The sequence below is a fragment of the Bacillus sp. ISO11 genome, from assembly GCF_003458115.1.
GTDB lineage: Bacteria > Bacillota > Bacilli > Bacillales > Bacillaceae_G > Bacillus_A > Bacillus_A cereus.
In genome coordinates this window covers 45,695-63,287 of sequence record NZ_QXCO01000013.1, presented here as the reverse complement: position 1 = coordinate 63,287, position 17,593 = coordinate 45,695, and the positions used below count along the sequence as shown (strand labels likewise).

Below are 17,593 nucleotides of genomic sequence, written 5' to 3'. Positions count from 1 at the left end.
CACCTCATTTTTTATATGGGATATGAGCATCTGGACTTTTAGCATCAACTATGTTTCCATTTAAATCTAAAGGATTTTTATTTTCATCGTATAAATGTACATGGTCATACTTTGTAACTTTATCCGGTGGATCTATCCTCATTCTTATTGTACCATTACCATCCCGAACATGAACAAACCCATTATTATCCGTGTATTTCCATCCGTCTGGAAGCTTTTCTAGAATTTCTTTTTTAGACATATTTGGGATATTGTGCGTGTTAATCTTACCAATAGTTTTTCCAGTAGACTTCGCAGCCTTCTCAAGATTTTTCGCTTTCTTTTCAATATCCTCAACAGTGCCAACTACCCTTCCGATAGTTTTTACAGTTTTTACAGTTCCACCAGTTAGTACTGATGCAACACCAATCGCGTAATCAGATGGTTTGTATTTGTCTTTTTCACCCATTTCATGGCCTTGTACCAATTGAATAATTTCTTTTGGCACATTAATAATTGGCCAAGCATCCAATGTGACATTCATGAATTTAGTCGTATCTCGATCAGCTTGTTCAAGCTCTCTCATTTTTTCTGGAGTAACACCAAAATCACGGAAAGCATTTGTTAAATCAATACTGCCAATACTTCCAGCAGGTATATCAATTTTATGACTTGCTATTTTATTAGCGGAGTCCATAAATGTATTTGCAAGATCTATTCCCATCTTGAAATCTGTGAAGAATCCTGGGACTTTCGCATCCAATGCTTGTAAGTCTTTCGCAATGATTGGAGCGTTTTTTCGTGTTACTTGTACAAGTTCCTCCATCCCAGGTTTTGCCTGATCAATGGAATGTTTCAGATTAATGGAGCTATTTACAACTGGTCCTAAATCTTTAACTACACCAGATAACCCTTTCGATAACTCTTGCATATTCAATGTGATTTGATGAATATCTTTATTAATCTCATTTTGACATTCAATCGCTTTGGCCGCAACCACATCTAATGCTTGATAATAACCAACATAGGCCTCAATAAGTGATTCATAGTACTGAAGTATAAAACTATATGTCTCTACACCAAAATCTAATAATTCTTTTCCATCAGCTCCAAGTAATTTTACAAGTTCTTTCCTTTGGGTAACGGTTAAATTTTTTATATCACCTTTCATTGCATTTACAAGTTCTTGTAACTTACCATGTGCATCTTTCATCACTTGTACTTTATACTGTACATCTTGCTTTGCGTTGTTTACGTTCCTTGAAATACTTTCCCAGTTCTCTGCATCATCTAACAAACGCTGTTCTTCTTTTTCTAAAATTCCAATTGTGTTATTTATGACTGTTTCGTCACTTTTTAAATAATCCAATACACCTTCAAATATCTTTACTTTTCCATCAAGCAAAGTAAGTGGACTTTTAGCTTCCTGATCAAAGATAATAGCATCATGAATACGTACGTATCCTTTTTCTCCTTGATAATTCACCTCGTACCAAGAGCCAATTTTTCCAGTAACTTCTATCACTTCGCCATTATTCACACGTTTTGCACGCAATACTTTTCTTAAATCTGGTTCTGGATATACTTTTTTAACAAGGGATTCTAATGTAATCCAACCTTTAACCATTTCTCCGTCTTGATTAAAGGAGAATTTCTTGTCTTTATATGTAAAATCTCCTATTTGTAATGCACCTGAAGGCTGTAGTAAGTACCAACTAAACTCTTGCTTCATCCAACCATTTTTTGATTCATGAGAAGCATCAAAATAATACGGTTTCCCCTCAACATTTGTAAATCCTGACTGTACAGAACCTAACGGACTAAAGTAATAAATTTTCCCGTCAATATGTTGGACTCCTGTTTGCATCACACCATCGGTTCCCAGATAATAATCTGATCCATTTGTATGTAACCATCCCGTTTGCATAAAACCATCAGTACCAAAATAATAACGTTTCCCATCAATTGCTTGGAAACCAGTTATTCTTTGCCCATCTTTTTTATAATACGTCCATTTCCCTTCTTCTTGTACCCATCCTTGTTTATTGTCTAAATAGAGTGCTTCTTTTAATTGATCAATCCATTTTAATCCATTCGCAAGAAGAGCTAAATCACTATCTAGTTGTTTATCAAATTTCTTTTGAATATTGGGTGGAAAGTATTTTTCAGGATCTTTATGATACTCCGTTATCATAAAATGAGACAAATTCGTTGCTTCCTTTGTTACATCCCATGAACGAACTGGTGATTCACCAATTACAACAGATTCAAATATCCGAACATAACCGACTTCTCCTTGATATTTAACCTGATACCATAACCCCTGCTTTGAAATGACCTCTAAGACATCCCCATCCTTTACAGGTTTAGATTTAAATAGAAATTTTGTTTCTGGCTTTGGATAGATTCTTTTAACAGCAGAACGAAGAGTAATCCATCCTTTTTCCATATCCCCGTACTTATTAATTTCAAATGGTTTTCCTTGATAGGTAAATGTTCCTGTTACATACTTCCCATCTTTTAAATAGCTCCATGAAGTTGCAGAAAAACTCCATCCAGTCTTTAATTTACCAGGCTCACTATAATATAAATCGTCTTTTCCTACCTGTTTTCTCCCTTGGAATAGCCTCCCATCTTTAAAAAAGGAATACTCTATTCCATCTAAAGTAATGTTATCTATTTGCTTACTTCCATCTTTTTGATAATAGTACCAATTCTCATTTTCCTTCACCCAGCCTACTTTATTTAAAACTTCGGCTGCTGCTGTAAATGTTGGTGCATAGGTAGAGAATAATAAAAATAATGATACTATAAGTCCTATGACTTTCTTCATACTCGCATCTCCTTATCAATTCATTAAAAACTTTTTAATTATATATTAGATTTTAAAGTTATTAAAAATATTCAATATAAATATGCATAATTGCATATTTATATTCTCGATAGTGCGATCCCAATCATATTGGGAAGGAATCTTTTCCGTACCCCTAAGTTATCTTTACCCCCAAAAAGAACCTGTTTTCCATGGAAAACAGGTTCTTTTTCATTATTACTTCTTCGCTATACAATCTTTTATTTTTTGTACTCAAATAATTAAGATTTTTAAATAAAAAGTTTCGAAGTGAAACCCTTCTTCCCTTTTGCTCAAAATAGATAGAGTATATTACAACAGTATTGGTTCTTTAATTAATGGTAAATACTCTATACTCATAGCATAATTTAATAACAAATTGATATACTCTTGATTTGGCTCTAAACAATGTACATTCTTCAAATATCCTTGCGTGTATAAACAAGATGGTATAGCTACTGATAGCTCTTCTACAGATTCTAATAAAGGCATTATGAGCTCTAAAGCTTTCTGTTCATCAGTAGTTAGATTTGTATTAAAAAACTTCTCTATATACTTCTCTTGTTTCATTAACAGGATATCGTATCCAAAAGCTTGTAAACTATTAATAAATTGGTCCCATTTAAGCTGATGTGGATTACAAATATGCATGGTTTTATTTACTGTATTGGCCTTATAAGATAATTCAGTAATAGCTAAACTTCCATAGTCTACAGGCGTCAAATCTACATACGTATTGACGTCAGGAGCTATGCTAGATAGGCATATCCCCTTTACTAATCTATAAAATGCGTTTTCATTAATATTGTATTGAAATTTACCTGTTTTAGAGTTACCCACTAAATTCCCCACACGGTATATTGTGGCACGAACTCCTTTTTCCATTGCTTCTCTGACCATTTTCTCGCCTTGAAACTTACTTTCCAGATACAGATTATCTAAATTTTGCCCTCTATCAAAATTAGACTCAAAGAATTCAAATTCTTTTGGATCACTTTCAGCCTGACCTACTACACTTAAAGTCGATATATAATGAAAACGTGCCTTTGTGTTCTTAGCTAATTCCAATAAGTATTTTGTAGATTGAACATTTACCTTTTGAAAATGCTCACGTTCTCCATAGTGTCTAACTTCTCCACCACAATGTATGATTGACTCTACCCTATTCTTTAAATGGTCCAATTGCTTTGAATCTAGACCTAGATTCATCAAAGATAAATCTCCTTCAATTAATTCTACTCTCTCCTTCAACTTTTGGAGGATTTCTTTACCGAAATAAAACTCCATTCTTTCTTTTAACTTTGCACCAATTACTTGACCCTCACTTTTTCTTACTAAACAGTAAATAGTCGTAGATGGTAACTGTAATAACCGTTCTAAAATATGTGCTCCTAAATATCCTGTTGCCCCTGTAAGGAAAACTGCCTTTGGATAATTCACCATATCTAACTCACATTCTTCTAATTTAGTTGTTTCATAAACAGGAGTCGTTTTCGTTTCATTTTCCATACATGCTACATTCATATTTTTCTCTTTCTTGAACGACATATCTTCCATCTCTTCAATATGAGAGGCTAATTTTTCTATTGTTCTATACTTAAAGAAATCTTGAATTTTCAAGTTAGGGTATAACGGTTTTAATTTGACTAATGCCGGCATAACTTTTAGAGAATGTCCACCCAAATTAAAGAAATCATCTTTTAACCCTATAGATTTTACGTTTAGAACTTCAGACCATACCTTTGCAATGTTTTTTTGCACTTTAGTTTGAGGTTTAAGTTTACACTCATCGTTTTTCTCATGATCAAACTCTATTTTTGGCAGTTTTTCAAAATCAATTTTCCCGTTCGCCGTTATTGGTATTTCTAACACATGAGAGTAATATTTAGGGACCATATATTCTGGCAATATATTTGATAAATGTAAAGCTAACTTATTTTTCTCTATCCCTATACCGTCCACTGTTTTATAATAAGCTTGCAGTAACATTCCATCTTTCGTTTGTGTTACCACAGCCTGACTTATCCCATCAAGTTGTAACATTGCATCTTCTATTTCCCCTAACTCAATTCTGTGCCCTCTAATTTTAACCTGCTTATCTTTTCTTCCCATAAATTCTATATTTCCATTTGGTAACCATCTTGCTAAATCACCAGTTCGGTATAATCTTTTGCTATTGTCTTCTGAAAATGGGTTTGAAATAAATGCCTGTTTTGTTTTCTCTTCCTGCTTCCAATACCCTTGGGCCAATCCTAAACTTTCAATATATAATTCACCCATGCCCCCTACCGGACAATGTTGCATAAATGAATTCAATATATGAACCTTTGTATTAGAAATTGGAATACCTATCGGTATGCTTCCTAAAAGATTATTTTCATCTTCTAAGACTGGTATGAAATAATACATTGCTGAGACAGTTGCTTCAGTAGGACCATACTCATTTACCAGCTGTACTTGGTTTTTAAAAGTATTTTGCCAACTTCTAATGGCATTTGTTGATGCAGCTTCTCCTCCCATTATTATAAATCTTAAAGAACATATCTTTTCGCTATCCAGTTTCGTTAATGACGTTGATAATTCATTGAAAAATACTGTTGGTAAGTCAGAAATAGTTGCTTGTGTTTCTTGAATGGCTTGAGCATATGCGACAGTTGAATAGCGCTGTTCATCACTTAATAAATATAGTTCCGCCCCATTTAACAAGGTAGAAAAAATTTCCGATACAGAAGAATCAAAACTATGGGAATAAAACTGTGTTACTTTATCATTTGAAGAAATCTGAAATACTTCATTTCTCCATTCAACTAAATTTAATACTCCTTTATGTGTTAATAATGTACCTTTTGGTTTACCCGTTGATCCTGAAGTATAAATTACATATGCCAAGTCATCTGGTTTGTTTAAAATTTTTACATCATCATTTATAGTCGTACGATATATATCCTCTATTATTGAAACCTTATAATTACTTACATTCAAATGACTTTTATATTTGTTACTCGTTATAATTCTACATGCCTCACTTTCACGAACTATATAATTTATTCTATCCTCAGGGTATTTTACATCGATTGGTATATAGGCAGCACCGGCTTTTAATATTCCAAGCATAGAAACGATACTATTCATACTTCTATCTAGAAATATGGCTACCTTATCCCCTCTTTTTATACCTTTTTCGAGTAAATGTTGAGCTACTTGATTAGAGCTCATATTTAATTGTCTATATGTTAAAGATTCCGTTTCAGTCGCTATAGCAATCCGATTGGATTGTCTATCTACTTGCATATAGAATTGCTCCTGTATATTTTGAAAATAAGGATATGGTCTTTCTGTATGATTTACCTTTTTATATAAAGATTCTTCTTCCCGTGATAGGAATGAAAGATTTTCATATGCTACTGTTCGTTGATGAATAAAGGCGTCCAGTATAGTAAGTAAATTTTGAGTAAACCTATTAATTGACTCTTCCTTGAAAAGATTAATATCATACTCAAATGAAATCCCTACATAATCCACTCCTTCTTCAACAGCTAAAGAAATGTCAAATTTACTAATATCTTGTTTATTAGGTAACAACTGAAGCTTATACGCATCATGTTGCTGCAGAATATCTTTCTGATAACTAAACATAGTAGAAAAAATCGGGTTATTTCCAAAGCTTCTATCAGGATTTATTTGTTCAATTACTTTATCAAATGGGTACGATTGGTTTTGGAATGAATTCAAACATTTCTCTCTCACTACTTGTAATAGCTGTGTTAAATTTTTTACATCATTCAATTGTGTTCTAACCGCTAAGGTATTTACAAAAAAACCTTGTATTTTTTCAAATTCTTGATGATTCCTTCCAACAACCGGTGTACCTACAATAATATCTTTTTGATCCGTTAGATAATGTAACAATTGAATATACGCTGCCAAAAATAGCATATACATAGAAACATTCTCTTGTTCACATACTTGTTTCAAAGACTCTTTCATTTCATTATCTAACTTCATTTCAAATACTGTACCTTTATTTGTACTTTGACGATTCCTACTAAAATCTAAAGGAAGATTTAATATAGGAAGAGGTGCTGCCAGTTCGGCCATCCAATAAGATTTTTCTGTATCCCATCGACCTAAATTTAACTGCGCCTGTTCCCACTCTGCATAATCTACATATCGATTAGAAATAGTTTGCAACTCAGGATTTCTACGTTTAGCAAAGGCACTATATACCCTCATTAATTCATCTAATAAATTCCTTACACTCCACTCATCTGTAATAATGTGATGTAAATTGATATATAAATAAGACTTTTTCTTATTCAGATTAAAAATTCTAATTCTAAAAAGAGGGCCCTTTTCTAAATAAAATGGTGTATGATCCGTTTGATTTATTGTTGTACGTATATATTCTTGTTGTTCTTTTTTAGACATATGTTCAATCTCATCGTGAATCAAATCAATCGCTATTGAGTTTAAGATGACTTGTCTAGGCTCCCCATTTCTTTCAATAAACACTGTTCGTAGCATCTCGTGTCGTTCAACTAAAAATCTTATGGTGTCTTGTAGAATATCCTTATTTAAACTCGGCTCAATACATATGTGTAGTGGTGTATCATATACTCTATTAATGGCGTTATACTTATTTAAAAACCAGATTCTTTTTTGAGCACTTGATAACTGATAACTTTCCTTATCTGCGACTTTTAATACTTGCATCTCCTGTTCTTCCCTATCATGATTTACTGCCATTAATTTATCGATGTAAGCAGATAGACTAGCAATCGTTGTATGCTCAAAAATATCTCTAATTTCAATTTTTAGATGAAACTCTTTTTGAATTTGATTTAACACTTGCACAGCAATTAATGAATGTCCCCCAAGTTTAAAAAAGTCATCCTCTCTGCTGATTCTATATTTCCCTAAATTTAAAATCTCTGCCCATGTTTTTACTAACCTTTTTTCCGTTTCACTTTTAGGTGGTACATATTGCTTCTGCATGTTTTCAAGTAAAGATGGGATTTGTAATTCTAATTTTTTTCTATCTAGTTTCCCGCTTGGTGATACAGGAAAACTTTCAAGGTGAAATACATAATTTGGCATCATAAAATCTGGTAAACTTTCACTTAAGAATGTTTTTAATGCCTCTTGTTTTAGTTCTGTATTGTCTTTTGATAAATAAAAGCTAACGATTTTGTCGTTTTGATAAGTGAATACTACAGCATCTCTCACCACTGGATGTTTAAATAATGTTCCTTCGATTTCATCAAGCTCAATTCGATACCCACGTATTTTCACTTGATTATCTTTCCTTCCGATAAATTCTAAATTTCCATTCGGTAAAAGACGTACTAAATCTCCAGTGCGATACATCTTTTTATCAAGATTATAGGATTTATCAAAAGAAATAAACGCCTCTTTTGTTTTTTCCTTTTGATTTAAATATCCGTTGGCAACTCCATCACCGCCAATAAATAACTCACCTACTACACCTGACGGACATAATGTATTGAACGGACTAACCACGAAAACTTCACTATTAGCAATTGGTTTACCTATTGGGATACTAGAAATTTCTTTTTGTATCTCACCATTTACTTCATACATGGTTGCACATACAGTAGTTTCAGTAGGACCATATGCATTAAGAACTGGAATCTTTAACCCTAATTTACTTTGCCATTTACGAACTGATTCAGCAGGTAAGGTTTCCCCTCCTACAAATACACGTTTTACAGAATTTAATTTAAGTAACATTTCTTTTGGCATATCAGCTATTAATTTAAAAAACGCAGTTGGTAAAACCACATTTGTAATATTATTCTTCTCAATTACATTTATAAATTCCTCTGCTGAACGTTTTTCGATTTCAGAAATTAAATGCATTCTCCCTCCACATAGCAAAATCGGAAATATTTCCATAATGGAGGCGTCAAAAATGATCGTTGCAAATTGCAAAAACACATCTTCTTTGCCTAAATGAAATGTATTGATTACTGAATATGATAAATTAACTACGCCTTTATGTGGTACAACGACTCCTTTTGGCAAACCTGTTGAACCTGACGTGTAGATAATATAAGCTGCATCTTCTATGGTATGTGTAGACGCAATATTTTCTATAGAATTAGTGTAATGAAAATCTTCTAGATAAATTGTATGAATCGCAAACCTTTCAACCAATCCCCTGTATTCTTTCTTCGTAATAATCATTTGACTTTCGCTATCTTTTAAGATGTATTCTATTCTTTTTTCAGGAAACTTTGGATCAATTGGTACATAAACTCCACCTGATTTTAAGATGCCTAGAATCCATACAATGGTATCAATCTCTCTCTCCATTGTAATACTTACACGTTGTCCCTTTTTCAAATCATTTTCACGTAAATAATTCGCTATTTGATTTGACTTTTGCTGTAATTCATAATAGGTAATGGATTTATCCCCCCTTGAAATCGCTATTTGATTTGGCGATTTTAATGCTTGTAGATCGATTAATTGATCTAGTGTTTTTGAATGAGGATATGTAAGAGCATTTGAGTTCATCTCTTTGTATAGACGATGATCTTTTTCTAAAAGCAAATCCAATGAATGGATAGGTTCGTTCACATTCTTCATTAGTTTTTGTAACAAATATACATATCTTTCAATTAAATCACTAATACTCTCTGGTTTATATAATGCTGAGTTATAGTCAACCTCAATTTTATTCTCTGTTTCCCCTTCGTATCTCATTATTCTCCAGGTCATATTAAAAGGATTTACTCTTTTACAATCTGTTAAAACTGTTGACTCCATATCAGGAATTTTTAATTCCGGTATCTTCATCGTATTAAATGCTGTGGAATATATCATATTATGATTTGTATTTGTATTTAGATTTAAATCTTTTACTATATGTGAGTAAGGATTATGTTTATACGTAATAGCTAGATGAATAGATTTATTAACTTTATTAAGTATCCCCTTAAATGTCTCTCCCTTTTCTATTGTTATACGTATAGGTAATGTATTAACAAAGTAACCAAAAGTATTTCGTTTTTCTGTATGTGGTCTAGTATTAATTGGAATACCAACAATTATCTCTTCAGCATTTGTCATTTGATGAAGTAAGGTACAATAAGTACTTAACATTACTCGATAAATACTTATATTATTTTTTTTAGCAAAACATTGTATTTGATAAAATAGATCCGAATTAATATTCTTGCTTATATTTTTATCCGTATATCTCTTTTCATTCATTTTATTAAAATCAATAGGAAACTCTGTAGGAGTCAATTCACCTTGTAAATAATCTTCCCAATACGATGATCCCTCTTTATATATTGCACTATCAATAAAACTCTCCTCATACTTTACGAGGTTCTGATAAGGAGATTCAAATTCTACATTCGTCTTCCCTTGAATTAATTCACCATACGTATTGGATAATTGTCGGATGAAAACTCCTAAACTCCATCCATCGTAAATAATATGATGAAACATTAAATGTAAAATAAATGTATCTTCACTGAATTTAATGATGTGGAATTTAAACAAAGGCCCCTCTTCTAAACTAAATTTCTCATTCACTATAGATTCTAAGAAATTTTTTAAAATAGATTTTTGTTCTGTGTTTTTAAAAGCAGTTAAATCCTTAATTGGTATATCAAATTCTACATTCTTTTGAATTAATTGCTTTATTTTTTCATCCCTCTTCTTAAATATTGTACGTAGCGCCGGATGTGATTGCACTATTACAGTAAGCGCTCTCTCCAAAACCTCTATCTGAAGTTTTCCTTTTAACTTTATTATAATCGGTTCATTGTTCATTCCTTTTTCTATTTCCATTTGATGAGCTATCCATAATGCTTCTTGGCCTACCGTTGCATCCAATTCTTCTACAATTTCATATTTCTCTTGTATTTCTTTCATATGAATTTCTCCTTTTATAAATATTTAAAAACGGATAATATTTACAGTTACAACTATATGTACATATTCTGCAATTTGTAAATCTATATTTTCCGACTAAATTCAACATTTATTTCACTTATTGCATAGTTATTAAAATTATGAATAAAACTCATATTTATACTGTAACAGTTCATACTTTTATTCAATTTAAGCATAAAAAATCATTTCACTAATAATTCTAATTTCTTTTTATACAGCAATCTTACATATTTTATTAAAGGAAATTGTTTAATTTATACTCCGAAAATAAATTCAAGAATATTCCAACTGGTCACTATATATACTTCTAATAACATAAACTGTAAAGGAGGAGTCCGTACATAATGGAATATAGATTATTAGGTAACACAGGATTAATAGTTTCAGAGATAGGATTTGGTTCTTGGGCAATTGGTGGAGATGAATGGGGTGCAGTAAAAGATAATGAATCCATTGATGCAATTGAGAAAGCAATTGACCTAGGGGTCAATTTTATTGACACTGCTGATGTTTATGGACTAGGTCATAGTGAAACGCTAGTTGCAAAAGCTATAAATAATCGCAGGCAGGATATCATTCTTTCTACAAAAGGTGGATTAATTGGTCATCATTATGACCCAAATCAACCAGCTATTTATGGAGATCCTCAAAAGATCATTGATGCGTTTGAGGCTAGTTTACTGCGGCTTAAAACGGATTATATAGATGTGTACTTTTGTCATATTTGGTGGGATAAACATGAAGAAACAGAAGCCTTTCTACAAGCTTTCCAAACCTTAAAAAAATCTGGCAAAGTGAGAGCCGTTGGTGTTTCTACTAATGATTTAGATTATATAAAACATTTTAATCAAGATAATGATTTAGATGTCGTACAATTAGATTATAGTATTTTGAATAAAGAACCTGAAAAAGACATCCTTCCTTATATTGAAAAACATAATTTAGGTGCTGTGATAAGAGGTCCACTTAAGATGGGGATTTTAACTGGAAAATTTAATCATGAAACTCAATTTCCAGACGATGATTTAAGAAAAGATTGGCCAAAAGAAAAGTGGTTTAAAGATAGCTTAAACAAAGTAGAGAAATTACGTTCACTTGTACGATCAAATCGAAGTTTAGCGCAAGTTGCTTTACGTTATGTTTTAAGTCACCCTGCCGTTTCAGTTGCTATTCCTGGTGCAAAAAATTCTACCCAGGTTGAAGAGAACTCTTCCCACTTAACTCGTCCATTATTATTAGATAATGAAATTGAATTCATTAAACAACTTTGATCAAATAATTATTCTTCCATAAAAAATTATGCTGATTTTTCTACCAAATCCATACTACTACTTCTTCTCCACTAGAACATATCTTTAGCACTTCCACCCTATTTTTTTATCTTTTCCCAACAATATCTACAGTTTATAAGGTAGTTGAACCCTTTTATTCAACTACCTTATAATACGTTCTACATTATATTAAAATATCTACTACACTAGTTGAATACATGCTAAGGCAACATGCAAACCGAATAAACAATTAATTCAGAAATATTTTTAGAAACTTCATTATCTCACAATTACTTTTTTTAAAATAAATCAAAAAATTTTTCTTTACTTTAAATTCCATAATTCATATAATCTTCTATGGAATTACATTTTTTTCTAAATAGCTCCTCATTTCTAAGTATTCAAAAGGGCAATTACAAATTATTATACCCTTATGTTTAACCAAGTAAAATAAAAATCCAGTTTTTCACAAGGAGAAGTGACTGCATGCAAGATATTTTAAAATTATTTCCGAGCGTTGACGGAAATGAAGAAAAACAACAACTATTATTAGAATCTATGCAGAAAATAATTAAAAATCTTGACCAATTAAAAAATGAAGAGCGAGCTACTTTAGGTAAATGTGAGGAAAAATCAGAAGGATACTACAATGACTTAATTCACCAAAGTCATATTCCGCTAGCTGGAATTACTATGTCTGAGGTTATAGAAGAGCTAAACCAATTTATGAATGGTCATCCGTATCCAAATAAATATTATTTGTCTAACGCTGTACCACTACCAAGTATACCTTCACTATTAGGGGTAATAACCATGGCCCTTTTAAATGGTAATGGCGTTTGGGATGTATATGGTCCAGGGGCAGCAGAAGCAGAAGTGAAAGTGGTATCCATGCTTTCAAAACTGATAGGTTATAATCCACATAATAGCGGTGGATATACCACATGGGGTGGACAAGGATGCGTGTTTTCTAGCCTGCGCTTAGCAATTTCCAAACAATTCCCATTAGCAAAAGAACATGGCGCTCCACAAAATGTATATTGCTTTGCTTCTGAAAATGCACATTATAGTTTATTAAAATCAGCTGAAGCAACTGGTATTGGGTCAAATCACTTAATAAAAGTGAAAACTGATCCTTATACAAATTCTATGGATATTGAAGATTTAGAGGCTAAAATGATACAAGTTATTGAAAATGGCGGTATCCCCCTTTATATTCTAGCTACTATGGGGTCAACAGATACATTTACCATTGATGATATAAAAAAAATTAAAGAAAGCGCTGAAGCAATACAGAAAACATATAAATTAAAACCTATTTATATCCATGCTGATTCTGCAATGGGCGGATTCTATGGTTTCTTTAATAATTATGATTTTGAAGAAAATCCACTCTCATTTGAACCTAATGTAAAAAATGCCTTACAATACGTACAAGATAAAATGCAATTTATGTCTCTTGCAGATAGTGTATGTTTTGATTTTCATAAATTAGGACAAACACCTTACGCTTCAAGCATTTTAATCGTAAAAAATCATACTGATTTACAACTGATGGACATTGAACAAGATGATACACCTTATCTTGGTAATAGATCATATGGGAGTTATCATACAGGCTATACCTTAGAATGTTCACGAGCTGGTAGCGCTATTCCCATGTATATCAATCTATTAGCCTTTGGAATTGAAGGATATCAAAAATTATTAGCAAATTATATTCGTGTAAATCTATTATTTAGAGAGAAGTTACGCAAGGCGCTACCTCAAGTCGCAATCACAAATGATTTTACATATGGACCAATTACAACTTTCCGTTTCTATATGAATGGAGATGGCCAAGAAAATTGGGAAAAAGAACGAATAGGCCTTGCAACAAAAGAAGAGATTGAGGATACAAACCGATTAAATATTGAACTATTTAATTACCTAGGGGAAAATCGCGATCAAGTATTTTTTGGTGATACAACTCGTTCTTGTGTAGTAGATGTAATAAACAGTTATGATAGAAATCCGATTTCTACATTGAAGTTCTTTTCAATCTCTCCATATACAACTGTTGAATGTATAGATGAGATCGTAGAATTTCTTTATAAACATATTTCGATTGCTACTAAACAGATTCATTCATATGTTTCATAACCATATTTGTTAGCGCTTTAATAGCTAAACTTAACTAGATGAAATAAAATTTTTAATCCTTTTAATTACTATTAACTATATCAGGAAAGAGGAAAAACATATGAATATTGAGCTACTTGATACACACCACGTGAAAGATGCAGCACATTTACTTGCACATTCTTTTGTGAATAATGAACCTCTTGTAAGCAATTTACAAATTCCTTTTGCTCCTTTTCACAAAATGTGCGAAGAAATGATGAAACAAGCTGTATCTCAAGCTATGTCTTTTGTAGCAATAGAAAATTTTCAAATTGTTGGAGTTCTTTTAACAAAAAAATTAACCCAGCCACTAATAGATACAGAGAAAGCGATTGAACTATGCCCGCAAATGGAACCTATTTTTCAACTTTTAGATACATTAGAGACAGAATCTATTGAGTTTTCTCATTTAAATAAAGAAAAATTGGTCTATCTAGATATGGGCGCTTGTCATCCAGATTGGATGGGAAGTGGTATAGTCACTACTCTTCTTTCACATGCCATTCAAGAAATAAGTAAAAGAGATTATGATTTTATTGCTGCTTGTACAAATAAAATTTCTCAAAAAATCCTAAAAAAACTGTGTACGACCTATGAAATGAATGAAATAGTGTATAGTAATTTTCTTTATAAGGAAGCATACCCATTTGCTAATACAACAACTTCCTTAACAGCTCAATTACTCTATATACCTCAATCTCAATTCGTCATTGAAGCTATATAAATTTGCGAAGAAGAATAGCTGTACTTTTGTGCAGCTATTTTTTATACAGAATAAGTTAGTAAAAGATATTCAAATTAACATAAGTGTCACCTTTCACAATTTCACCAAATCATTAAAGGAATCTCCTTCCCCCTATCGAATTATTGTAGAGGAAAGGAGAGGAATACATGGAAATTCTAGGATTAGATCCTCGCGCATTAGCGACCTTAGGTGCACTTGAATACACCAATCGTCGCAATAAATTAATCGAAGACTCGGAGAATAATATATACGAGTGTAAAGAAATAAAAGAAATACTTCAATCACTCCCTAAAGAGAAGCAGATTGAGGTTCTTGAGAATCAAGCTCACTTTGAAGCTGTGGCAAAGATGATTGAACAAAACAATTTAATTCTTTTAGAACAGATGAAAGCTCTACAGCTAATTCAGAAATAATAAACTTATGATTGATTAATTCTACATATGCTTCCATAAATAATGTATCTTTATTTATACCATCAGCCTCTGTTTTTACAGAGGCTTTTGTTATGCGTTGATTCATATTTTGAATTTGAATGGTTTCTTTCACATGTACGAATAGATTTTCTAATAAACCTAGTATAGACTCTAATTCTTGCTTTTTAATTCTCTCTATTACTACACTTATAAGCTCCCAAAGTGCTTCTGCCCCTATTTATACCTTCTGAGTAGCACTAGTTAAGTTAATAACCTTGTTTTGATGTAATAGGAAGCAAGCCCTTTAATCTCTATCTTTACTAGTTTCATTGCGCATGAACCTACTACCCTCATGAGGAGACCTGTGTAATATCTCATCCGTGTATTAAAATTATTATCCTGTAATGGGCGAACCATTACCCCAACGAAGGTTGAATCTATTTCAGATTGTACTTCCCATTCAAGGCACGTGGGGTATCTTTTTTTAAAAGGGTACTAATCTCTATCAATCTTTTATTAAAGAAAAGTGTATGTTCCACAATTGTTATGCTTTCCAGTCCTAAGAAACCTAGGCCGATGGTATATACGTTCAAAAACTGAAACTAAAACGGTTTCCCTGGAAATGCGTGTGTTACTCTCATTACTCCCTGACCGGTATTATAAACATAGAATGTCCAGTACTTATTTGGGTCCCTTAAATCATCGAACCAGCGGGCAGATGTAACTCCCGCGGGAACCCACTGATGAATAATGGTCGGCTCGTTTTCTCTCAGTCCACGATCAACCCAAGAACCTTCGCCAGGAGCTAATCCTGAAGGTGCTGGTCTTTGCCCTCCCTTGAAAAACAACTCAAGTATATTGAAATCTCCCTGTTGATTTCCCGGTTGCGCACTAAAACTAAGAGCGCCACCTCCCCGGACAACTAGTGGATAGCTTTGTCTAATGGAAGTTTCCTCCCCCACATATTGCCCAGGTTGTTGCGCATCTTGATAACCAGCTTGATAGCCGTCTTGATAACCAGCCTGGTATAAATCTGAATTAGGACCAGTTGTACGATTCGTTATACCATCGTCATAAGTATAAGGTGGATAATACGGGTTATACGGATAATACACAGACAATCACTCCTCAATTTAAATGTATTTTTCACGGTATTATATTTTGCTGTCTATGTGTTAGATGATTGTCTGTACAAAATTGGGGGATTGCCTAACAAAAAACTATCTCCTATATCAGAGAATTAAACATAAATCTTGAATGCTCTGTAACTAACTGAATCAGAAAATTTCAGAATGGTACAAAAGGTTGTTCTTCTAATATAAACAACGACATCAAACTACTTACGAAAATTACTGTCTTATTTCTATCAGAGGGCAGTGACTGGCAATATGTAATCCATTGTAAAAATATCAAATCCATTCCCTCATACGATTTTCCCTATTATTATGTTTTAGCCTATACACAAATTAAATTAAAGAATATATAGGTTAATGTATTAAATAAATTTACAAAAAGAAAGAGGTTAGATTTATGTATCAGAATCTATATCCATATAACTATTATAATAATCCAAATGAATTTCGTGCATTTGAGGTTGGACATTTTTATGACACGCAAAAAGATTTGAAAATAGAAATGACCCCTACTGGTCAAACACCTTTTCTATTTGTAATTCCTGCTGGAACACGTTTATTTGTACACAGAATTGACCATGAAGCAGGTCATGAGATGGTTACAGCAATATTCTCTTTTAAAGATAATGGGATGTGTACAATTAAATCTGTTAGAATGCCAACTGATATGCTTAACACCAGCGGAGCAAGGAGATTATAAATCTATAATACAACCACCAAGATAGGATAAGAAAAAGAGTATTCATATCATGGTTTTTTATAAAAAAATTATTACTTTTACATTCACAGCAATAATTGTAATATAGACCATTCTCTATCTGAATTTACTCATTTACAAAAAGGGTTGGAACTTTTAGATACCCAACCTCTTTTTTAAATAACACTCGATATCCACCATTAGCGTTTTTGACTTCTCCAGACCTCAACAAATAATCAATACTCTTCAAGTAACCTATAACCAGTATATTTTTTCATCATAACTATCACCAGTTTAATATATATTTCTAAATCATCTACTTTTACATTTTTGTTTCAGATATTTTTTAAATACTTTATTTAAACCAAAAAAGTACTCACGTATTAAGTGAGTACTTAAACAATATCCT

The 17,593-nt window shown here is 32.3% G+C and carries 8 protein-coding genes; 5 read left to right on the top strand and 3 right to left on the bottom strand.

Annotated elements, in window-relative coordinates; genetic code table 11:
* Nucleotides 1-4 precede the first annotated feature (4 nt).
* A complete protein-coding gene (locus tag D1166_RS15680; RefSeq protein WP_097855526.1) occupies nt 5-2,812 on the bottom strand; it encodes an N-acetylmuramoyl-L-alanine amidase family protein in 2,808 nt (935 codons plus the stop codon).
* A 330-nt stretch (nt 2,813-3,142) separates the two neighbouring features.
* A complete protein-coding gene (locus D1166_RS15675; RefSeq protein ID WP_098316017.1) occupies nt 3,143-10,741 on the bottom strand; it encodes a non-ribosomal peptide synthetase in 7,599 nt (2,532 codons plus the stop codon).
* A 365-nt stretch (nt 10,742-11,106) separates the two neighbouring features.
* Between D1166_RS15675 and D1166_RS15670 the strand changes: the two genes are divergently transcribed.
* From D1166_RS15670 to D1166_RS15655, 4 genes are all read left to right on the top strand, one after another.
* Nucleotides 11,107-12,033, top strand: a complete 927-nt coding sequence (locus tag D1166_RS15670) for an aldo/keto reductase (RefSeq protein ID WP_097855524.1) — start codon at nt 11,107-11,109, stop codon at nt 12,031-12,033.
* 486 nt (nt 12,034-12,519) lie between these two features.
* Nucleotides 12,520-14,175: a pyridoxal phosphate-dependent decarboxylase family protein gene (locus D1166_RS15665; protein WP_001152296.1), complete on the top strand. Its 1,656-nt coding sequence runs from the start codon at nt 12,520-12,522 to the stop codon at nt 14,173-14,175.
* Nucleotides 14,176-14,275: 100 nt separating this feature from the next.
* Complete coding sequence (locus tag D1166_RS15660; RefSeq protein ID WP_001019431.1) at nt 14,276-14,920, top strand: GNAT family N-acetyltransferase; 645 nt, start codon at nt 14,276-14,278, stop codon at nt 14,918-14,920.
* Nucleotides 14,921-15,087: 167 nt separating this feature from the next.
* Complete coding sequence (locus tag D1166_RS15655; RefSeq protein WP_000404243.1) at nt 15,088-15,354, top strand: hypothetical protein; 267 nt, start codon at nt 15,088-15,090, stop codon at nt 15,352-15,354.
* 602 nt (nt 15,355-15,956) lie between these two features.
* Here the strand turns inward: D1166_RS15655 and D1166_RS15645 are convergent.
* Complete coding sequence (locus D1166_RS15645; RefSeq protein WP_255422512.1) at nt 15,957-16,316, bottom strand: hypothetical protein; 360 nt, start codon at nt 16,314-16,316, stop codon at nt 15,957-15,959.
* Nucleotides 16,317-16,884: 568 nt separating this feature from the next.
* Here D1166_RS15645 and D1166_RS15640 point away from each other — a divergent pair.
* Complete coding sequence (locus D1166_RS15640) at nt 16,885-17,187, top strand: hypothetical protein (RefSeq protein WP_000284558.1); 303 nt, start codon at nt 16,885-16,887, stop codon at nt 17,185-17,187.
* Nucleotides 17,188-17,593: the final 406 nt, after the last annotated feature.